The 20,186-nt window shown below is 65.2% G+C and carries 16 protein-coding genes; 4 read left to right on the top strand and 12 right to left on the bottom strand.

Annotated elements, in window-relative coordinates; genetic code table 11:
- Positions 1 to 5: 5 nt before the first annotated feature.
- A complete protein-coding gene (uraD, locus tag AB7245_RS31660; protein WP_439035372.1) occupies positions 6 to 893 on the top strand; it encodes a 2-oxo-4-hydroxy-4-carboxy-5-ureidoimidazoline decarboxylase in 888 nt (295 codons plus the stop codon).
- Here uraD and AB7245_RS31655 read toward each other — a convergent pair.
- The gene (locus tag AB7245_RS31655) at positions 890 to 3,616 is read right to left on the bottom strand and encodes a molybdopterin-dependent oxidoreductase (RefSeq protein WP_439035371.1); all 2,727 of its coding nucleotides are present in this window, start codon (positions 3,614 to 3,616) and stop codon (positions 890 to 892) included. The two genes, uraD and AB7245_RS31655, sit on opposite strands and share 4 nt — an antisense overlap.
- Positions 3,613 to 4,440 carry an FAD binding domain-containing protein gene (locus tag AB7245_RS31650; protein ID WP_439035370.1) on the bottom strand — a complete coding sequence of 276 codons (828 nt, stop codon included), beginning with the start codon at positions 4,438 to 4,440 and terminating at the stop codon, positions 3,613 to 3,615. Before AB7245_RS31650 ends, AB7245_RS31655 begins: the two co-directional genes overlap by 4 nt.
- A 151-nt stretch (positions 4,441 to 4,591) precedes the next feature.
- Here AB7245_RS31650 and AB7245_RS31645 point away from each other — a divergent pair, with 151 nt between their 5' ends.
- Positions 4,592 to 5,941 carry an 8-oxoguanine deaminase gene (locus tag AB7245_RS31645; RefSeq protein WP_439035369.1) on the top strand — a complete coding sequence of 450 codons (1,350 nt, stop codon included), beginning with the start codon at positions 4,592 to 4,594 and terminating at the stop codon, positions 5,939 to 5,941.
- 109 nt (positions 5,942 to 6,050) lie between these two features.
- On the opposite strand, the gene AB7245_RS31640 is transcribed toward AB7245_RS31645, so the two are convergent.
- From AB7245_RS31640 to AB7245_RS31625, 4 genes are all read right to left on the bottom strand, one after another.
- A complete protein-coding gene (locus AB7245_RS31640) occupies positions 6,051 to 7,127 on the bottom strand; it encodes a BMP family ABC transporter substrate-binding protein (RefSeq protein WP_439035368.1) in 1,077 nt (358 codons plus the stop codon).
- A gap of 76 nt (positions 7,128 to 7,203) precedes the next feature.
- Positions 7,204 to 8,121: an ABC transporter permease gene (locus AB7245_RS31635; protein WP_439035367.1), complete on the bottom strand. Its 918-nt coding sequence runs from the start codon at positions 8,119 to 8,121 to the stop codon at positions 7,204 to 7,206.
- Positions 8,108 to 9,199: an ABC transporter permease gene (locus AB7245_RS31630; protein ID WP_439035366.1), complete on the bottom strand. Its 1,092-nt coding sequence runs from the start codon at positions 9,197 to 9,199 to the stop codon at positions 8,108 to 8,110. Before AB7245_RS31630 ends, AB7245_RS31635 begins: the two co-directional genes overlap by 14 nt.
- A complete protein-coding gene (locus AB7245_RS31625; RefSeq protein ID WP_439035365.1) occupies positions 9,183 to 10,754 on the bottom strand; it encodes an ABC transporter ATP-binding protein in 1,572 nt (523 codons plus the stop codon). Before AB7245_RS31625 ends, AB7245_RS31630 begins: the two co-directional genes overlap by 17 nt.
- Positions 10,755 to 11,327: 573 nt before the next feature.
- On the opposite strand from AB7245_RS31625, the gene AB7245_RS31620 reads away from it, so the two are divergent.
- Positions 11,328 to 12,437: a hypothetical protein gene (locus tag AB7245_RS31620; protein ID WP_439035364.1), complete on the top strand. Its 1,110-nt coding sequence runs from the start codon at positions 11,328 to 11,330 to the stop codon at positions 12,435 to 12,437.
- A 190-nt stretch (positions 12,438 to 12,627) separates the two neighbouring features.
- Here the strand turns inward: AB7245_RS31620 and AB7245_RS31615 are convergent, their stop codons facing one another.
- Genes AB7245_RS31615 through AB7245_RS31590 form a run of 6 tightly spaced genes read right to left on the bottom strand, consistent with a single transcriptional unit; the run spans position 12,628 to position 18,500 of the window.
- Entirely contained in the window at positions 12,628 to 13,113 is a 486-nt protein-coding gene (locus AB7245_RS31615) for a nucleoside deaminase (protein ID WP_439035363.1), read from the bottom strand.
- Positions 13,114 to 13,126: 13 nt separating this feature from the next.
- On the bottom strand, positions 13,127 to 14,659 hold the full coding sequence (locus AB7245_RS31610; RefSeq protein WP_439035362.1) for an ABC transporter ATP-binding protein: 1,533 nt from the start codon (positions 14,657 to 14,659) through the stop codon (positions 13,127 to 13,129).
- On the bottom strand, positions 14,656 to 15,339 hold the full coding sequence (gene biuH, locus AB7245_RS31605; protein WP_354096633.1) for a biuret amidohydrolase: 684 nt from the start codon (positions 15,337 to 15,339) through the stop codon (positions 14,656 to 14,658). Before biuH ends, AB7245_RS31610 begins: the two co-directional genes overlap by 4 nt.
- Positions 15,340 to 15,350: 11 nt before the next feature.
- On the bottom strand, positions 15,351 to 16,277 hold the full coding sequence (locus tag AB7245_RS31600; RefSeq protein ID WP_439035361.1) for an ABC transporter permease: 927 nt from the start codon (positions 16,275 to 16,277) through the stop codon (positions 15,351 to 15,353).
- A gap of 1 nt (position 16,278) precedes the next feature.
- Positions 16,279 to 17,391, bottom strand: a complete 1,113-nt coding sequence (locus tag AB7245_RS31595) for an ABC transporter permease (RefSeq protein WP_439035360.1) — start codon at positions 17,389 to 17,391, stop codon at positions 16,279 to 16,281.
- Positions 17,388 to 18,500 carry a BMP family ABC transporter substrate-binding protein gene (locus AB7245_RS31590; RefSeq protein ID WP_439035359.1) on the bottom strand — a complete coding sequence of 371 codons (1,113 nt, stop codon included), beginning with the start codon at positions 18,498 to 18,500 and terminating at the stop codon, positions 17,388 to 17,390. Before AB7245_RS31590 ends, AB7245_RS31595 begins: the two co-directional genes overlap by 4 nt.
- Positions 18,501 to 18,898: 398 nt before the next feature.
- On the opposite strand from AB7245_RS31590, the gene AB7245_RS31585 reads away from it, so the two are divergent.
- Positions 18,899 to 20,173: an allantoate amidohydrolase gene (locus AB7245_RS31585; RefSeq protein ID WP_439035358.1), complete on the top strand. Its 1,275-nt coding sequence runs from the start codon at positions 18,899 to 18,901 to the stop codon at positions 20,171 to 20,173.
- The last annotated feature ends 13 nt before the right edge of the window (positions 20,174 to 20,186 follow it).

The raw sequence follows: 20,186 nt of genomic DNA, 5'->3' as shown, positions 1-20,186 counted from the left end.
GGACGATGGCGCAAATCTCGCTCGCCGATCTCAATGCTGCTGATAAGGCCAGCTTTGTTGCGGCCCTCGCCAACGTCGTCGAATATTCACCGTGGATTGCCGAGCAGCTCGCCGGAAAGCGGCCGTTCGCCGGTATCAATGAGCTGCACGCCGCGCTGATGGCAGCGATCCAGAGCGCCGAGCCCGACGTGCAGCTCGCGCTGATCCGGGCGCATCCCGATCTCGCCAACAAGACCCAGCGTGCAGCGGGGCTCACTGCAGAATCGACCAACGAGCAGAACAGCGCCGGCCTCGACCGGCTGTCGGAGGCCGAATACGCGGCGTTCGAGCGCGTCAACAATGCGTACCGCGACAAGTTCGGCTTCCCCTATATCGTCTGCGTGCGCCGTCACACCAGGGATTCCGTGCTGCGCGACTTCGAGACGCGGCTGCGCAATATCGCCAAGACCGAGACGCGGCGTGCGATCGAGGAGATCGGCCGCATCTCCGCGCTGCGGCTCGATCAGCTCGTCGTCGCCGACGACAAGCTGAAAGTGCATGGCCGGCTTTCCACGCATGTGCTCGACAATCACGCCGGAAAGCCTGCAGCCGGCATCCCGGTGGAGCTCGTCGAGCTCGCGAGCCTCGGTGAGAGCCGCGTGATCGCGCGCGCAATCACCAATGCCGATGGCCGCACCGACCAGCCGCTGATCGGCGGCCGTCCGCTGCCGATCGGCCGCTACGAGCTCAAATTCAGCGTTGCCAAATATTACGCCGAGCGCAACGTGCCGCTGTCAGACCCGCCGTTCCTCGACGAGATCCCGCTGCGCTTTGCGATCAGCGAGCCGGAAAGCCACTACCATGTGCCGCTGCTGGTCACGCCGTGGAGCTACTCGACCTATCGTGGAAGTTAATTCCCAAACTTCTCGTGCAGTGCCGGAAACAGCCGGTCCGGCTTGAACGGCGGCGCGGTGAAGCGGATGCCGGTGGCATCCGCGATCGCATTGCCGAGCGCGGCGGTGACCGGATTGTAGGGGCTCTCGCTCATCGACTTGGCGCCGAGCGGCCCGATCGTGTCGGAGGTCTCAGCAAAGAAGACCTCCGTGCGCGGGACGTCTGCGAAGGAGGGCAGGTGGTAGTCGCGGAATTTCGGGTTGGTGACGCGGCCAGTTGCGTCGATCACCATCTCCTCGTAGAGCGCCGCCCCGATCGCCTGCGCGACGCCGCCCTCGACCTGGCCGCGGCACTGCATGGGATTGGCGACGACGCCGGCGTCCGCCGCCTGCACGCTCCGGAGAATTTTGATCTCGCCGGTGCCCTTGTTCACGGCAACGCGAAAGCCCTGGACGTTGAAGCCGACCGAGCGCGGCGTCCCCTCGGAATTGCCGCTGGCCGCGAACGGCTGCCCGCGTTCGCGCGCAAGCTTCGCGAGTTCTGCAAAGGACATGCGCCGGACGCCGCTGACGACGGCTTCGTCGTCGAGCGTGCAACTCGCTGCGTCGCACAGCCAGGCGCTGGCGGCTGCAGCTTTCAGTTCGGTCGCAAGCCGCATCGCGGCCGCATGCGTTGCCTTGCCCGCAACGAAGGTGCCCGCACTGCCATAGGCGCCGGTGTCGTGACCGCCATGGGCGGTGTCGGACTGTCGCAGGCGGATCCTGTCGACGGTGGTTGCGAGCGTCGTCGCCGCGATCTGCCGGTGCACGGTGCTGGTGCCGTTGCCGAACTCGGCGGTGCCGACGGTGAGGTCGAAGCCGCCGTCGTCGTTGAGCGCGATCATCGCATCCGCGAGATGGCCGGCCGGCGGCACTGTGTCGATCATGGTCAGCGCGACGCCGTCGCCGATCAGCCACTCCGGCGTCAAGTCCGGCTGCGGGCCATCGGCCTGCATGGCGCGTTCGACGAGGTCGAGGCACTGGTCGAGCCCGTAGGAGCCATAGAGCACGTCATGAAATTCGGACGGCGGCGGCGACAGCATGGGATCGCCTGGTTTGACGACGTTGCGCCGGCGCATGTCGTAGGGGTTGATACCGAGCTGCCGTGCCAATTCGTCGATCGCGGCTTCGATCGCGATCTGCGTTTGGGGCAGGCCATAGCCGCGAAACGCGCCCGACGGCACCGTGTTGGTGTAGACGGCGAAGCCATCGACCTTCTTGTTCGGACAGTTGTAGACAGCGATGGACTCGGACAGCGAGTGGAACATCACGGGGCCGGCATGATTGCCGTAGGCGCCGGTGTTGGAGAGCACCTCCAGCTGGAGCGCGGTGAGCCGGCCGTCGGCATCGGCGCCGGCCTTGATGTGGACCCGCATCGGATGCCGCGTCGAGGTCGCGATGAACTGCTCCTCGCGGGTCAGCTCCAGCTTGACCGGTCGTCCGGTCTTGAGCGTCGCGAGCGCCAGAATGTCCTCGACGAACATCTCCTGCTTGCCGCCAAAGCCGCCGCCGACGCGTTCGCAGAACACGCGGACCTTGTCCAAGGGAAGCCTAAAGATGTCCGACAGCGCGCGGCGGGTCAGGAACGGCACCTGCGTGGAGGTGCGAACATTGAGCACGCCGGAAGCATCGAGCCAGGCGAGGCCGCCATGGGTCTCCAGGGCCGCATGCTGTACGCGGTGGCTGTGGAAGGTCGCCTCATAGGTGACGGCAGACGTGGCGAGTGCCGCCGCCGCGTCGCCGTATTCGCCATGGGTCTCCGCCGCGAGGTTACGCTGGGGATCGGCGATGCGGTTCGCGGTGGTGCGGTCAGGATGAATGACAGGTGCACCCGGCGCCATCGCCTGCTCCGGGTCGATCAGCGCAGGCAGAATTTCGTAATCGACCTTCAGCCGCCGGCACGCCTCCTCGGCGGTGGCCTCGCTCTCGGCGACGACGGCGGCGACCTTCTGGCCGATGAAGCGGACGACGTCATCGAGGATGCGGGTATCCTCCGGATCCATCCAGTCCTTCTCATGCCGCGCGGTCGAGATCAGAACCGACGGCGCATCCTCATGCGTCAGGACCGCGTGCACGCCGGGCACGCGCAGGGCATCCGACTTGTCGATCGCGACAATTTTCGCGTGGGCGTGCGGCGAGCGCAGCAGCTTGATGTGCAGCAGGTCGTCGATCTGCGTGTCGAAGGTGTAGTGCGCCTTGCCGCGCACGACGTCGGGGCCTGCGGGCGCCGGCAGGCTGCGGCCGAAGGCGGCGCCGGGCTCGACGCTCTCCTCGACATTGGTCTTGCCGAGCAGTGCGTCCTCGATCGAGCGATAACCGGTGCAGCGACAGATGTTGCCCTTCAGCGCCGATCCGAGATCAGTGCGCTGCGCCTGGTTCAGCGAGGCGCAGGTCAGGATCATGCCGGCGGTGCAGAAGCCGCATTGGAAGCCCTGCGCGTCGAGGAAGGCCTGCTGCATCGGATGCGCGCCGTGGTCGCCAGCGAGGCCCTCGATCGTGGTGACGGCGCGCCCCTCGGCACGGAACGCCGGGATCAGGCAGCTGTGCACCGGCTCGCCGTCGATCAGCACGGTGCAGGTGCCGCAGTCGCCGGCATCGCAGCCCTTCTTCACGCCGAAATGGCCGAGCTCGCGCAGGAACGTGCGCAGGCACTGGCCGGCGCGCGGCTCTTGCGGGAAGGTCTTGCCGTTGACCTCGAAACTCATGACGGCGTTGCCCCGACGAGTTCGGCGCGAATCTCCTCGGCGAGCCTTAGCGTCATATGCTTGCGCCAGGTCGGCTTGCCGTGGATGTCGGTGTGGTACAGATCATCCGGGATCTGCTGCGCGATCGCGTCGCGAAGCGCGCCCGCGTCCGGAGCCTTGCAAAAGGACAGCTGGATCGGTCGCACTGTCGATGCGGTCACCGACAGCGTCAGCGTGCCATCGCTGTCCAGGCTGCCGATCAGAAGCGCCGCAGAGCGGCCGACCGGGGCCAGCGAGATCTGGCGAAAGGCCGTGCGGCGCTTCAGCGCGGCAGTCGGGATATCGATCTGCCGGATTAGGTCGCCCGGCGTCAGGCGGTTGCGCTGGTTGCCAATGACGAAGTCGACGACGGGTATCTTCTCTTCACCGCCGCCGGCCTTCCAGATGGTGCAGACGCCGTCCAGCGCTGATGTGAGCGAGATCATCGGTCCCGCCGGCAACGACATGCAGAGATTGCCGCCGACCGTCGCGGTCTTCCAGATCTTGAATGAAGCAAGGAAAGCCCGGCAGCACTGGCCGATCAGCGGGGCTGCGAGCCAGTCGGGTGGGCAGGCGAAACCTTCGAGCTGCGTGATGGTGCAGGTGGCGGAGATGGTGAGATGGGTGTCTGTGATCGTCAACGCCGGCCATTTCAGGTCAGTGAGATCGATCAGCCGCTTCAGGTGGACCTGGGGCTCCGCGAACAGCCAGGTGCCACCCGCGAGCCAAGCATCACCTTCCGTCCAGGCGGGCAGCTGCGCGCGCGTTTGCGGATGGGCCACCGTCGTGATGGTATTCAAATCCATGGCTGCGCCAAAGCTTCCGCCCGGTGAATCGTACAGATGAGTCTTGCAAGACCGGAGCCAAGTCGCAACAAGCAAGTCGTAGCATGAAGGTGATCGGGCCGGCGGCCGCCTTGCCGGCCTTGTCATCAGCGGGTGTGAGGAGACCACGATAATGAGCGATGCAAAGCCGATCTGGATCAGGGATCCCCTCGCCATCCTCGCTGATGGTGCCGAGCGCGGGATCGTGGTGAGTGATGGCCGGATTGTCGAGCTCGTGCCGGCCGGCGGCAGGCCTGCGACGGCGGATGTCGCAGTGTTCGACGCGGGCGAGCATGTCGTGCTGCCGGGCCTGATCAACACACATCATCATTTCTACCAGACGCTGACGCGGGCGCTGCCGGCGGCGATGGACCGCGAGCTGTTTCCCTGGCTCCAGGCGCTCTATCCGGTGTGGGCGAGAATGACGCCGGAAGCACTCGAGCTTGGCGTCACCGTGGCGATGTCCGAGCTCCTGCTCTCGGGCTGCACCACCACAACGGATCACCACTATGTGTTCCCGGCGGGACTCGAGGAGTCCGTCGATATCGAGGTCGCAGTCGCAAAGCGGCTCGGTGTCCGGGTGCTGCTCACGCGCGGCTCGATGAACCTGTCGCAGCGCGACGGCGGCCTGCCGCCTGACAGCGTCGTACAGGACGAGGACACGATCCTCGCCGACAGCGCGCGGGTGGTTGCAAAGCATCACCAGCGCGGCGCGGATGCGATGGTGCAGATCGCGCTGGCGCCATGTTCACCATTCTCGGTCACGACGTCCCTGATGCGCGCCACCGCCGATCTCGCCGACAAGCTCGACGTCCGCCTGCACACCCATCTCGCCGAGACCGAGGACGAGAACAAATTCTGCCAGCAGATGTATGGCTGCCGTCCGCTCGACTATCTCGAGCAATGCGGATGGCTCAATGCGCGGACCTGGCTCGCCCACGGCATCTTCTTCAATGCGGAGGAGATGAAGCGGCTCGGCAAGGCCAAGACCACCATCAGCCACTGCGCATGCAGCAATCAAATTCTGGCGTCGGGCTGCTGCCCGGTGTGCGAGATGGAGGAGGCCGGTGTCGGCATCGGCATCGGCGTCGACGGCTCGGCCTCGAACGACGGATCGAATTTGATGCAGGAGGTGCGGGCGGCGTTCCTGCTGCAGCGGGCGCGCTACGGAGTGGCCAAGGTCAGCCACAAGGATGCGCTGCGCTGGGCGACCAAGGGCTCGGCGGCCTGCGTCGGCCGGCCGGAACTGGGTGAGATCGCCGTCGGCAAGGCTGCCGATCTCGCCCTGTTCAGGCTCGACGAGCTACGCTTCTCCGGTCACGGCGATCCGCTGGCCGCGCTGGTGCTGTGCGGGGCGCATCGGGCCGACAGGGTGATGGTGGCGGGACAATGGGCCGTGATCGACGGCGCGATCCCGGGACTGGATGTTCCCGATCTCATCCACCGCCACGGTTCCGCGGCGCGGGCGATGCAGGCGGGATAATCCGGGCAAAAAAGAAAGAGGGGGCGACCACAAGTGCCGGGTGCTTCTGGCCACCCCCTCCGAACCTCCTCCGGGAGGAGCAGGTGATCTAGGCAATGCAAGAAGCGTGCTACTTGCCCGGAAGCTTGTCGTCGATGCCCTTGACGTAGAAATTCATGCCGAGGATCTGGCCGTCATCGAGGTGATCGCCACCTTTGCACTCGACCGGCTTGTCGTCCTGCCCAATGACCGGGCACTTGAATGGATGCAGCTTGCCCGCTGTGATCGCGGCCTGGGCATCCTCGGCGAGCTTCTTCACGTCGTCAGGCATGTTGGTGTAGGGCGCCATCGCAAACATATGGCTGTCGAGGCCACCCCAGCTGTCCTCGGACTTCCAGGTGCCGGCGAGTTCGGCCTTGACGCGTTCGATGTAATAAGGGCCCCAGGTGTCCAGGATCGAGGTGAGCTGGGTCTTCGGCCCGAACTTGATCATCTCGGAATCCTGGCCGAAGGCGAGCTTGCCGCGTTCGCTGGCAATCTGCATCGCCGCCGGCGAATCCGTGTGCTGCATGATCACGTCGGCGCCCTGGTCGATCAGCGCCTTGGCGGCGTCGGCCTCCTTGCCCGGGTCGAACCAGGTATTGGCCCAGATGATCTTGACCTTGATGTTCGGATTGATGGTCTGCGCCGCGAGGATCGTCGCGTTGATGCCGGAGACGACCTCCGGAATCGGGAACGAGCCGATATAGCCGAGCACGCCGGACTTCGACATCTTGGCCGCGATCAGGCCCTGGATGTAGCGGCCCTGCCACCATTTGGCCGAGTAGGTCGACATGTTCGGGTTGCGCTTGTAGCCAGTGGCGTGCTCGAAATGCACGTTCGGATATTTCTTGGCGACTTTCAGCGTCGGGTCCATGTAGCCGAACGAGGTCGTGAAGATCAGCTTGTTGCCGGCGCGGACGAGCTGCTCGATGGAGCGCTCGGCGTCGGGACCTTCGGGCACGTTCTCGAGATAGGTGGTCTCGATCTTGTCCCCCAGCTCCTTCACCAGGGCCTGGCGCGCGAGGTCGTGCTGGTATGTCCAGCCCAAGTCTCCGATCGGACCCAGATAGATGAAGCCGACTTTCAGCTTGTCGGCGGCGGAGGCTGCGCTGACGCTTCCGGCAAGCAAAAGCCCGGCAGCCAGCGCAAGAAGTGATTTCCTCATCATCAATCTCCAAACATCAGGGGACAGCCACGATCCGCAACGTGCGCGCCCCATCGCGCCCGCCGCGGAAATGAAACTAGCGGTCGGGCACGAACACGGTGCCGAGTGCGGCCGGCGCGGTCGAGCCGCCGGTGCGCGCGCGTGAGAGCAGGACCAGAACGATGACGGTTGCGAGGTAAGGCAGCGCCGACATGAACTGCGAGGGAATGCCGACGCCCCAGCCCTGCGCGTGCAGTTGCAGGATCGTCACCGCGCCGAACAGGTAGGCGCCGACCACGAGCCGGCCCGGCCGCCAGGACGAAAACACGACCAGTGCCAGCGCGATCCAGCCGCGCCCCGCGGTCATGCCGGGAATGAAGAACGGCGTATAGGCTAGCGGCAAATAGGCGCCGGCCAGGCCTGCGCAGGCGCCGCCGAACATCGCGGCAAAGGTGCGGATGCGCAGCACGGGATAGCCGAGCGCATGCGCGGAGACATGGTTGTCGCCGCAGGCGCGGAGGATCAAACCCGCCCGCGTGCGGTACAGGAACCACCAGACGCCGATGACGAGTGCGATGGAGAAATAGACGAAGGCGTCCTCGCCGAACAACACCCGGCCAATCAGCGGCATATCCGTGAGGCCGGGAATATAGAGGTGCATCGCGGGCGTGATGCGCTCGCCGACGAAGCCGGCGCCGATCAGGCCGGACAGGCCGACGCCGAGGATGGTCAGCGCGAGGCCCGTTGCAACCTGGTTGACGGCGAGCCCGAGCGTCATCAGCGCGAACACCAGCGACATCAGCGTGCCCGCGACGATGCCGAACAGCGCGCCGATGAAGATCGATCCGGTGAGCCACGCACCCGCAAAACCGCAGGCCGCACCGACGATCATCATGCCCTCGACGCCGAGATTGAGCACGCCGGAGCGCTCGGTCACGAGCTCGCCGGTCGCCGCGATCAGGAGCGGCGTGGATGCGGCGAGCACCGCGAGGATGATGGCTTCAACCAGTTCCACGGGGCACCTGTCGATTCGGGAGCACCAGCTTGAAGCGGTAGAGAATGAGGGAATCGCAGGCGAGCACGTAGAACAGCAGAATGCCCTGGAATACCTTGGTGACGTCCAACGGGATCTTCATCGCGATCTGCGCCTGCTCGCCGCCGATAAAGGTCAATGCGAGGAAAAGGCCTGCAATTAATATTCCAAGCGGGTTCAGCCGGCCGAGGAAGGCGACGATGATCGCGGTAAAGCCGTAGCCGGGCGAGATGCCGGGCTGAAGATGCCCGACCGGACCCGCGACCTCGATGATGCCGGCGAGCCCGGCGAGCGCGCCCGACACAGCGAAAGTCAGGATGACCAACTGGTTGGCGTTGAAGCCGCCGAACCGTGCGGCGCGCGGCGCCGCGCCGACCACGCGAATCTCAAAGCCCTTGATGGTTCGGCCGAGCAGGATCGCGGCTGCCGCGACGACGAGCAGGGCGATGATCGAGCCGAGATGCAGCCGGCCGCCTTCGATCAGCAGCGGCACCGTTGCCACCGGATCAAATTCCGCTGTGGTCGGGAAGTTGAAGCCGTGCGGATCGCGCCAGGGCCCGCGCACGAGATAGTCGAGGAAGAGGTCGGCGACATAGACCAGCATCAGGCTGGTCAGGATTTCGCTAGCGCCGAACTTCACCTTGCAGATCGCCGGGATTAGCGCATAGAGCGCGCCTGCTGCGGCGGCGAGCACGAGCATGACCGGAAGCACCCAGGCGCCGGCATCGGTGCCCTGCGTCTTCACCGCGATCCAGCTTCCGGCCACCGCGCCGATCAGGAATTGGCCCTCGGCGCCGATGTTCCATGCGTTGGCGAGATAGCAGAGCGACAACCCGATCGCGATCATCACCAGAGGCGTCGCCTTCACCGCGATCTCCTGCAGCGAATAGCCATCGGTCAACGGCGCGATGAAGTAGGCGTGCAGCGCGAGCAGCGGATTCTTGCCAAGGATCGCGAACAGGATGGTCATGGTGACGATCGTCAGCCCGATCGCGATCAGCGGCGAGACCAGCGCGATCGTGTTGGAACGCTCGACGCGCTTCTCAAGCACCAGCTGCATGCGCGGCCTCCTTCGGCTCCAGGCTGCTGCCCCCCATCAACAGGCCGAGTTTTTCGCGCGTGGCTTCGCTCGTGGCAAGCGGCGCCGAGAGCCGGCCGTGGAACATCACGGCGATCCGATCGGCGATCTCCGCGAGCTCGTCGAGATCCTGGCTGGTGACGAGCACGGCGGCGCCTGCGGTTGCGAGATCAATCAGCGCCTGGCGGATCACGGCGGCGGCGCCGGCATCGACGCCCCAGGTCGGCTGGCTCACCACCAGCACCGCGGGGTTGCGCAGGATCTCGCGGCCGACGATGAACTTCTGCAGATTGCCGCCGGACAGGCTCGCCGCTTCCGGATCCCGCTTGGCCTTGCGCACGTCGAACGTTTCGGTGGCGCGGTCCACGGTCTTTAGTGTCGCCGCGGTGTCGATGAAGCCGTGATGGACCATGCCGCTGGCGGCGTGCCCGGTCAGTAGCGCGTTCTCCGACAGCTTCATGCGCGGCGCGGTGCCGTGGCCGAGCCGTTCCTCCGGAACGAAGGCCGCGCCCAGCTTGCGGCGCCGGGTGATCGAGAGGTGGCCGGCGGCGATGCCTTCGATCACGACGGTGCCGGGGTCGTTCGACAGGCGCTCGCCGGAGAGCACGGCGAACAACTCGTCCTGGCCGTTGCCGGCGACGCCGGCGATGCCGAGGATCTCGCCGCCCTTCAGCTCGAACGAGATGCGCTCGAGCCGCACGCCATGCGCCTCGCTCGGCGCGAGTGAAAGGTCGTTGACGACGAGCCGCGGCACGGTGGTCTTCCGGCCTGCCGGTGCTCTCACTTCCCTGATCTCGCCGCCGACCATCATCCGCGCGAGCGAGGCCGCGGTCTCGAGCCGGGGATTGCAGGTCTCGACCTTCTTGCCGCCGCGCAGGATCGTGGCGGTGTCGCAGAGCCGCTTCACCTCCTCCAGCTTGTGGCTGATGTAGAGGATGGCGCGGCCTTCGGCCTTGAGGCGTTCCAGCACGATGAAGAGCTGGTCGGCTTCCTGCGGTGTCAGCACGGCGGTCGGCTCGTCCAGGATCAGGAATTTCGGATCCTGCATCAGCGCGCGGACGATCTCGATGCGCTGGCGCTCGCCGACCGAGAGTTGCCAGACCTCGCGCCTGGGATCGAGCGGCAGTCCATAGGTCTTCGACACCTGCTCCAGCCGCGCCGACATGTCCTTGAAGGATTCCCTGCCGTCGAGGCCGAGCGCGACGTTCTCGGCGACCGTGAGATTGTCGAACAGCGAGAAATGCTGGAACACCATGCCGATGCCGCGGCTGCGCGCCTCTGACGGACCCGACAGCACGATGGGGTGGCCCTGCCAGTGGATCTCGCCGGCGCTGGGCTGGATCAGCCCGTAGATCGCCTTGACCAGCGTCGACTTGCCGGCGCCGTTCTCGCCGAGCAGGGCATGGATCTGTGTTGGCTGGATATCGATGCTGATGGAGTCGTTGGCGAGGAAATCACCATAGCGCTTGGTGAGCCCGATCGTCTGAAGCAGAGGGGGCTCTCCGGAATGCTGGTCGTTGGACGTCTGATCTAACATTCGCTGATGCGCTGGCACGGGGTGAAGTGCCTCAATTGTGGGCTAGTTTGAACCGTCGCGTAAGATGTGAAAAAGCGTCATCCCTTGCTCAACGCTTCGGCAGGCGGTCTGTGTCGCGAGTCGCGGCCCTTGTCAGTCGATGATCGTCGCCAACCGACATCAGGGAGAGCCATTGCGGCGGCCTCCTGCGAGAGAGCCTGTTGCAAATTTGTGACGGCTCAAACGAAATCGGAACCCGCTGTGCAGGCCTGACGTGAAGTTGAGCAAAGTCGCGCCGGCGCGCGTATGCAATTCCCGACCGGGCCAACGGTCGCTGTCGTCAATTGTGTCTGCATTCTTGCGCCGCCACAAAAGACAAGTGAAATCAAACGGGAATGTTCGGCATCGCGTCACCGCACGCACGCAACAGCGAAACGGAAAAAATCCTCGAATTCCTAGGTTGAAAGGCCACCTCCTGCCGAAACAAGCGGCATGCCTTGAAAGAAGTTGAGGCTTCTCACTCCGGGAGATCGGCGCAAGTGTCGCACCCAAGGGGCGTTCATTTTTACGTGTCCAAACTTGGGGGTATTCAGGATGTCGTTTCGTTTCAAGGCAATCGCAGCCGCGGCGCTGTCGATTGCTACACTCGCTACCAGTGGGCTGGCTCAGGCCGCGGACCTGCCGGTCAAGGCTGCCAAGAAAGCGTCGGACGTCCCGTTCTTCCTGGTGATCGACAACCGCGTCACGTTCTCCTGGATGCCTAAGGGCACTGACCCCGGCATGTGGAGCGTCAATCCGAACGGCAGCATCAACGGTACGACCGCCAAGCAGGTCTATTCGTTCACACACTTCGACCTCTGGGCCTATGGCACCAACTTCTTCACCATCTCGATGTTCAAGTCGGGCCATAACGACCCTGCTTCGCCCTGTATCGCACCTGGTCTATCTTCCTCCTTCGGTGCAGCCGACTGCGCCGGCGCGACCGAGATCTACGGCCTGTTCCGCTCGACCTTCGGCTGGAACCAGCTCTTCAACACCAAGGCCTTCACCACGGGGCCGCTGCAGAACATTTCGTTTGAAGTCGGTATGGATGGCAATTCTGAGAACACCTTCTTGGCGCCCGCGAAGCGGGACGTCGTTGCCGGTCTCCAGTTCGCCTTCGATCTTCCTTACAAGGGCTACATCAACGTCGCGCCCTTGATGTACTGGGAATTCTCCAACCACAACGCCTTCACTCAGTGCGGCAGCGGTTTTGCTGGCCCCCTCCCGGGTGTGAGCTGTAACTCCGATGGCAATGTCAGCTACAACCCGACCTGGGCCGTCGAAATCAACTACTACATGGACCTCGGCTTCCTGCCGCCGAACATGCAGTTCTGGTCGATCAGCGGCCGCGCCGGCTGGTATGGAGCGAAGGGCGACTCGAACGGCCTGCCTGCGCTCTCCGGCCCTGGCCGGTTCTCCACTGCTTCCAAGGTCGAGTTGAACAGCGAACCGATCCGCCTGACCTTCGACGCTTCGAAGGCCGCCTGGGGTGACAAGTACTCGCACTTCGTCGATCTCTGGGTGGCCTACCGCTACTGGCAGAACAAGTTCGGCCTCGACCACAACGCCATGCCCGGCGTCTGCACGGTCGCCGCGACCGGCCAGAGCACCAACAGCTGCACCGAGTCCACGGTGTACGGTGGCGTCACTGTGAAGTTCTGATCGGCTGAGTCTCCAAGCTACAACGATGGCGCCGCGCATGTCCGCGCGGCTCCATCGGCGTTTGTGAGAGCGTAGGGTGGGCAAAGGCGCAACGCGCCGTGCCCACCATCTCTCCGAGCGGTTGGGATTGCTGGGCACGCTTCGCTTTGCCCGCCCTACGAAGGCTACGAAGCTGAGTATGTGGCGGCGCCTACTTCGTCCACACGCCGCCGTGGAGCGCCTCGGCCTCGTCCTCGAGCAGCGGCCCCACAACCTCCGTCGGCCGCTGGCCGCTGGCAAAGACCTGGCGGCACGGCAAATCGAGCGTGGGGTTCTCCGGATGGTTGCCGGTGACGCCGCGCAGGCGGTGCTCGCTGAGGCCGTAGACCACACGGCCGATCCCGGCCCAGTAGATCGCGCCGGCACACATCGCGCAGGGCTCTGCGGAGGAATAGAGCGTGGCCTTCGCCAGCACCTCGCGGTCGAACCTACGGCAGGCCTGCGTGGCCGCGAGGCGCTCGGCATGCGCAGTGCCGTCGTGATCGGGCATGTAGCCGTTCTCGGTCTCGATCAGTACCTTGCCTGCGGCATCGACGACGACGCAGCCGAACGGATGGTTGCCATGGGTGAGGGAGCGGCGCGCGACCGTAAAGGACAGGCGGAGGAAGTGCTCGTCGCGCTCGGATCCGCCGCTCATCGCTCGTCCCTGGTCAATGCCCCGCCATATGCCGGCCGACCACGGTGAGATCGGCTTCGCTGGTTCGTGCTTCATACACGAATTCGCCGTGGAACATCACCACCAGCCGATCGGAGAGTTCGAGCAATTCGTCGAGATCCTCGCTGACGAGCAGCACGGCGGCGCCACGGTTGCGGGCGGCCACGATCTCGGCGTGGATCTGCGCCACCGCCGCGAAGTCGAGGCCGAAGCAGGGATTGGCCGCGATCAGCACCTCGACGTTGCCGCCAAGCTCGCGCGCCAGCACGGCACGCTGCACGTTGCCGCCCGACAGCGCCGCGATCGGCGTATCGGGCGTGCGGGTCTTGATCTTGTACTGGACGATCTTCTTCTTCGCATCGTCCCGGAAGGCGCCGCGGTTGAGCCACCAGCCGAGGCTTGCGAAGGGCGCGCGGTCGAATTCACGGAAGGCGATGTTGTCGGCGACGCTCATGCCGCCGACGCAGGCGTTCTTGAGCGGCTCCTCGGGCAGCAGCGACATCTTGTGGCGGCGCATCTCCTCGCGGCTGGCGTGATAGGAATCGCCCGCGACGCGAATTTCACCACCCTCTGGCTCGCGCTGGCCGGCCAACACCTCGACCAGCTGGCGCTGGCCATTGCCGGAGACGCCGGCAATGCCGACGATCTCACCGGCGCGGACCGTGAGTGAGACGTCGTGCACGGCGATGGCGCCTGCGTCGTCGAGCGCGCGGACTTTTGCCAATTCCAGCCGGGCCTGGCCGGCTTCGCCAGTGCGCGGCGGCTGCACGGTCAGTTCTTCGGCGCCGATCATGGTTCGCGCCATCGCATCCGGTGTGAGTTCGGAAATCTTGCCGGCACCTGCGAGCTTGCCGCGGCGCAGGATCGTGACGTCGTCGGCGAAGGCCATGACCTCGCGGAACTTGTGCGTGATCATCAGGATGGTCAGCTCGCCCTTGACGACCATGTCGCGGAGCATGCCGAGCACCTCGTCGGCCTCCGCGGGCGTCAGCACCGAGGTCGGCTCGTCCAGGATCAGGAAGCGGCGCTTCAGATAGAGCTGCTTGAGGATCTCGCATTTCTGCCGCTCCCCGGCGGAGATGTCGGAGACCTTGGCGCCGAGCGGCACCTTGAACGGCATCCGCGCCAGAAAGGCCTCGAGCTCCTTCATCTCCTTCGGCCAGTTCACCACGGCCGGCACATCGTCGCGGGCCAGCACGAGGTTTTCGGCGACTGTCATGGCTGGCACCAGGGTAAAATGCTGGTAGACCATGCCAAGGCCGAGCGCGTGGGCGTCCTTTGGATTTGCGATCGCCTGCTCGCGACCGCCGACGAGGATGTCGCCCTCGGTCGCGTGGTAATAGCCCATGATGCATTTGACGAGCGTCGACTTACCGGCGCCGTTCTCGCCGAGGAGCGCGTGGAACGAGCCCGGCCGCACCTTCAGCTCGACATTGTCGAGCGCGAGGAAGTCGCCGAAGCGCATGGTCATGGCGATTGCGTCGACGCCGAAGGCGCCTGCTGGCGGCGGCGATTCGCCGATGATCACGAAATAGCTCCGATGAAGGCGTCGGACGTCGAGACCGCGCCGAACACGCCGCCCTGCATCTTGATCATCTTCAGGGCATGATCGTGATTGCTCTTGTCGGTCGCGCCGCAGCAATCGTGCAGCAGGACGCATTCGAAGCCGCGGTCGTTGGCCTCGCGCATGGTGGTGTGGACGCAGACGTCGGTGGTGATCCCGGTCAGCACGATATTCTCGATGCCGCGCACGCGCAGGATCAGCTCCAGGTCGGTGGCGCAGAACGAGCCCTTGCCGGGCTTGTCGATGATGGGCTCGCCCGGCAGTGGTGCGAGCTCTTCGATGATGTCCCAGCCCGGCTCGCCGCGCACCAGGATACGGCCGCAGGGACCAGGATCGCCGATGCCGGCGCCGATCTGGCGCGAGCGCCAGCGCTTGTTGGCGGGAAGGTCGGAGAGATCGGGGCGATGGCCCTCGCGGGTATGGATGATGTGAAAGCCTTGGGCGCGCATGGCCGCGAGCAGCTTCTTGATCGGCTCGATCGGCGCCCGCGTCAGCGAGAGGTCGTAGCCCATCTTGTCGACATAGCCGCCGATGCCGCAGAAATCGGTCTGCATGTCGATGATGACGAGCGCGGTGTTTTGGGGGCGGAGATCGCCATTGTAGGGCCACGCGTAGGGCTCGGACTTGATATAGCGCTCGGGCATGATTTCGTTCTCTAACGGGTGATCGACAATTCGGCCGGGGCTCCGGTCAGTGTGCGTTTCGGCGAGCAGGTGATGATCATGATCGCCAGCGTCAGGATGTAGGGGGCGGCGTTGAAGAGGTGATAGCCGGAGGTGACGCCGACCGATTGCAGTGCAGGGCCCAGGGCCGCGGCACCGCCGAAGGCGAGCGAGGCCCACAGGCAGAGCAGAGGATCCCAGCGCGCGAAGATCACGAGGGCCACGGCCGTGATGCCCTGGCCTGAGGAGAGGCCCTCGTTCCAGCTTCCGGGATAGAACAGCGACAGGAACGAGCCGCCGATGCCGGCAAGGAAGCCGCCGACCATGGTCGCGCGCAGGCGGATCAGCAACACGGAATGGCCCATCGCGCGCGCTGCGTCGGAGCTCTCGCCGGCGGTGCGGATCAAAAGGCCCCAGCGCGTGGTGCGGAAGGCCCAATAGAGGATCGGCGCGAGCGCGACGCCGATCAGGAACAGGACGTTGACGCGCAGCGCGGCGCGAACCTGCGGGACGTCGCTCCACCAGCCAAAATCGATCGCGGGCAGGCGCGGCGCGGTGGGCTCGATCAGCGGCTTGCCGAGATAGAAGGCAAGGCCGGTGCCGAGCAGCATCAGCGCGATGCCGACCGCGATATCGTTGACGCGCGGCAGCGAGCAGATACCGGCGTGCAATGCGCCCAGCAGTGCACCTGTAATGCCGGCGGCGAGCACGCCAAGCCAGGGGGATCCCGTGAGATACGAGATGCCGTAGGCACTCATCGCGCCCATCACCAGCGTGCCCTCGAGGCCGAGATTGATGCGGCCGGAGCGCTCGGTGATGCATTCGCCGAGACTCACGAACAGGAACGGCGTCGAGACGCGGATGGCGCCGCCCAGCACGGCAAGGGGGACAGTCCAGAGTCCGATCGATCCGTCTGCCATCTCAGGATTTTCCCTTCAAAAATCCAATGCGGCCGTAAAGCGCGTCGCTGGCCAGCACGAAGACGAAGATGATGCCCTGAAGCACCAGAACGGATGCGTCGGGCAATCCGAGGCGGCGCTGCAGCAGGCCGCCGCTGGCGCTGATGCCACCGAGCAGGATCGCGACGGGAATGATCGCGAGGGGATTCTGCCGGGCGAGGAACGCGACGAGGATGCCGGTGAAGCCGTAGCCCGCCGCAAGGTTGGCGTTGGTGCGTCCCTGCACCGCGGCGACCTCGACCATGCCGGCAAGGCCCGCGGCGCCGCCGGCGAGGAAGCAGACGGTCAGGATCAGCTTGCTGACGCCGAGACCGACGATCTTTGCGGCGCGGATGTTGCCGCCGGCGACGCGCGCGGCGAAGCCGAACACGGTGTGATAGATCAGGATGTAGGCGGCGATCGCGGCGATCAGGCCGAAGACGAGGCCCCAATGCACGTCGGTGCCGGGAATGCTGCCGATCATGTTGGCGGCGCCGATCTCGCGCGTCGACGGCTTGTTGAGGCTGGCGGGATCGCGCATCAGCCCCTCAACGAGATGGTTGAGGATCGCGAGCGCGATGTAGACGAGCAGCAGGCTCGAGATGGTCTCGTTGACGCCGCGATACTGGCGCAGCGCGCCGGACAGCATGATCCACAGGCCGCCCCCGATCACGCCGCCGATAACCATGGCAATTTGGACGACGAGCGGCGGCATGCCCTGAAGCGCTAGCGCGGCGCTGGTCGCCGACAGCGCGCCGATCAGGAGCGCGCCTTCGCCGCCGATGATGACCATGCCGAGCTGTGCCGGCAGTGCGGTGCAGAGCGCGGTGAGGATCAGCGGCGCGGCACGCGTCAACGTATTCTGCCAGGAGAACCAGGTGCCGAAGGCGCCGTAGTACATATAAAAATAGAGATCGAGCGGGTTCTTGCCGAACATCGCGACGAAGATGCCGAAGACCACGAGCGCGCCGGCCAGCGCCGCACCCGGGATCAGGATGTATTCGATTGTCGCGCCGTGGCGCTGAAGAAAGCCGGGACCGGCGGCCGAGGCAATTGTCCCGGCCGCTTCAGTGGAATCCGCGGCTTCCGTTGTCACGAAGTCGCTCCGATCACGCCTTCGACCAGGTAGTCCATCTTCTCCAGCTCAGGATCCTTCTGGCCGCGATCGGTGCCGGCCGCGATCACCGTCTTGCCCTTGTTGTCGACCAGCCCGCCCTTGAAGATGGCGTAGCCCTCCGCCGACAGGAATTTGGCCTTGACCTCGTCGGCGTGCTTGCGCGCCTCGGCGGCGACTGCCTCACCGTAGGGCGAGGTCTTGACGATCTCTTCCTTGAGTCCGCCGCGATAGAAGTTCGGGATGCTTTCGCCGGCGGCGATCATCTTGACGAACTTCGGATAGAGCGCTTCCCAATTCCACTCGGCGCCGGTGAGATACGCCTTCGGCGCCAGCGGCGACTGGTTGGTGTGATAGCCGCAGACGAAGGAGCCGCGCCGCGCCGCGTTCTCCACCATGGTCTTCGGGCCGTCGACGTGGCAGGTGAGTACGTCGACGCCCTGATCGATCAGGCTGTTGGTGGCTTCGGCCTCCTTGACCGGCATCGACCAATCGCCCGTGAAAATAACCTGCGTGGTGGCCTTAGGGTTGGCGAGCCTGGCGCCGAGCGCGAAGGCGTTGATGTTGCGCAGCACCTGCGGGATCGGCTTGGCGGCAACGAAGCCGAGCTTGCCGCTCTTGGAGGTGTAGCCGGCGACGATGCCCGAAATGTACTGGGCCTCGTCGATATAGCCAAAATAGCTGCCGGCGTTCTTCGGATCCTTGTCGCTCCACAGGCCGCCGCAGTGCTCGAAGCGCAGCTTCGGGAACTTGGTGGCCATCTTGATCATGTGCGGGTTGTAGTAGCCGAACGAGGTCGGGAAGAGCAGGGTAGCGCCGTCGAGGTTGATCATGGACTCGATCGTCTTCTCGACCGCGTCGGTCTCCGGCACCTTCTCTTCCTCGACGACCTTCAGCCCCGGAATTTTCTTCAGTGCCGCCGCGCCCTGCGCATGCGCCTGGTTGTAGCCGTAGTCGTCACGCGAGCCGACATAGATGAAGCCGATGGTGGTATCGGCCGCGAAGGCGGGACGGACGCCCGCTGCCGCACCGAGGGTCAGGGCCGCGCCGCCCTGCAACAAATAACGTCGTGAAATCTTGCCGAAATCCATTGCTCGCTCCCCTTGGCGGATGTCCCGCCTTAATCTCGCGGCCGCGCCGGTCTGGCGGAGCCTGGGGATAGATGTCGCAAGCTTCGTGCCAGAGGCCACCGCGTGGTCAATTGATCTGAAGCCATTGAAAAATATCGTGTTTACAAATTTTCAGAATCCTGCCGAGCAAGCTGGCAGATTAACTTTTGAGCAAAATATAGAAGTTGTATGCAATCGAGTTGAGCAGGCAGGCCAGGTCGTGTGTGTGCATGGCGGGAGCTACGAACTGCCGGCAACCCGCATTCATGCTACCCACGCGCGGATCGGGACCGCGGTCGTGATTTTTTGCTGGCACCGAACTTGTATCGATCGCCGCCAGGACCGCCGCCGCGGTCCCAAGAGATGGGAAGCTCGTCGAGATGGTTGCTGGTAACGCCGTTCAGAATGCATCGCTCGGCGAGGAGATCGTGCGACGGATCGACGAGCTCGCCGCGATCTCGGAAGACGGCGACAAGCTCACCCGCATCTATCTCACCAGCGAGCTGCGCAAGGCCGCTGACCTCATCCTGAGCTGGATGCGCGAAGCCGGCATGAGCGCGCATCTCGATGCGATCGGGAATGTCTGCGGACGCTACGAAGGCGAGCAGGCGGGGGCGCCCTGCCTGATGCTCGGCTCGCACTACGACACGGTGCGCGATGCCGGCAAATGGGACGGGCCGCTGGGGGTGATCACGGCGATCGCCTGCGTCGCCGATCTCAACCGTCGCGGCAAGCGCCTGCCGTTCGCGATCGAGGTGATCGGCTTTGCCGACGAAGAGGGTGTGCGCTTCGCCTCGACGCTGCTCGGAAGCCGTGCCGTGGCGGGCACCTTCGACGAGAGCGTCCTGAACACGCGCGACCGCGACGGCGTGTCGATGCGCGATGCGCTCGTCGCGTTCGGCCTCGATCCCGATCACATCGGCGCGGCCGCGCGGGCACGGCGCGAGCTGCTCGCCTATCTCGAATTGCACATCGAGCAGGGCCCGGTGCTGGAAGCCCAGAACCTGCCCGTCGGGGTCGTCACTGCGATTGCGGGCGCGACACGGCTCGCTGCGCGGCTGACCGGCATGGCCGGCCACGCCGGCACCGTGCCGATGGCGCTGCGCCGCGATGCACTCGCCGGCGCGGCCGAATGCATCGGCGCGATCGAGCAGTTTTGCCGCACCGACGCGGACGGGCTGGTCGGCACCGTCGGCTATGTCCAGGCGAGGCCCGGCGCGACCAATGTCATCCCGGGCGAAGTGTCGTTCACCATCGACATGCGGGCACCGACCGACATGCATCGCAAGCGCGCAGTCGCCGACGTCGTCCGGCAAATCGAGGCCATCGCCAAGCGCCGGCAATTGGCGCTTCAGCTCGACGTCACTCACGAGAACCGCACCGCGCCTTGCGCACCCTGGCTGAAGGACCAGATCGCGCAGGCGATCGCCGCCGAAGGCGCGTCGGTGTTCGAGCTGCCGAGCGGGGCAGGGCACGACGGCATGGCGATGATCGATATCGCCGATGTCGGCATGATCTTCGTCCGCTGCCGCGGCGGCATCAGCCACCACCCGGACGAGCACGTCGAGCTCGCCGATGCCAACGCGGGCGCGCGCGTGCTGCTGCGGGTGATCGAGAATTTCAGGCCGCAGGAGGGCCGTGCCGGCGCGAACTGATAGCCCGAAGCCC

The organism is Bradyrhizobium sp. 604_D8_N2_3 (assembly GCF_051810765.1).
GTDB classification, from domain to species: Bacteria; Pseudomonadota; Alphaproteobacteria; order Rhizobiales; family Xanthobacteraceae; genus Bradyrhizobium; species Bradyrhizobium barranii.
Note: the sequence above shows the minus strand (reverse complement) of the source record. Positions and strands in the feature narration are given on the sequence as shown.

Bases quoted from the DNA above. Each gene is read 5' to 3' on its own strand.
- uraD (WP_439035372.1), top strand. From the start codon at position 6: ATGGCGCAAATCTCGCTCGCCGATCTCAATGCTGCTGATAAGGCCAGC.
- AB7245_RS31655 (WP_439035371.1), bottom strand. From the start codon at position 3,616: ATGAGTTTCGAGGTCAACGGCAAGACCTTCCCGCAAGAGCCGCGCGCC.
- AB7245_RS31650 (WP_439035370.1), bottom strand. From the start codon at position 4,440: ATGGATTTGAATACCATCACGACGGTGGCCCATCCGCAAACGCGCGCG.
- AB7245_RS31645 (WP_439035369.1), top strand. From the start codon at position 4,592: ATGAGCGATGCAAAGCCGATCTGGATCAGGGATCCCCTCGCCATCCTC.
- AB7245_RS31640 (WP_439035368.1), bottom strand. From the start codon at position 7,127: ATGAGGAAATCACTTCTTGCGCTGGCTGCCGGGCTTTTGCTTGCCGGA.
- AB7245_RS31630 (WP_439035366.1), bottom strand. From the start codon at position 9,199: ATGCAGCTGGTGCTTGAGAAGCGCGTCGAGCGTTCCAACACGATCGCG.
- AB7245_RS31625 (WP_439035365.1), bottom strand. From the start codon at position 10,754: ATGTTAGATCAGACGTCCAACGACCAGCATTCCGGAGAGCCCCCTCTG.
- AB7245_RS31620 (WP_439035364.1), top strand. From the start codon at position 11,328: ATGTCGTTTCGTTTCAAGGCAATCGCAGCCGCGGCGCTGTCGATTGCT.
- AB7245_RS31615 (WP_439035363.1), bottom strand. From the start codon at position 13,113: ATGAGCGGCGGATCCGAGCGCGACGAGCACTTCCTCCGCCTGTCCTTT.
- biuH (WP_354096633.1), bottom strand. From the start codon at position 15,339: ATGCCCGAGCGCTATATCAAGTCCGAGCCCTACGCGTGGCCCTACAAT.
- AB7245_RS31600 (WP_439035361.1), bottom strand. From the start codon at position 16,277: ATGGCAGACGGATCGATCGGACTCTGGACTGTCCCCCTTGCCGTGCTG.
- AB7245_RS31590 (WP_439035359.1), bottom strand. From the start codon at position 18,500: ATGGATTTCGGCAAGATTTCACGACGTTATTTGTTGCAGGGCGGCGCG.
- AB7245_RS31585 (WP_439035358.1), top strand. From the start codon at position 18,899: ATGGTTGCTGGTAACGCCGTTCAGAATGCATCGCTCGGCGAGGAGATC.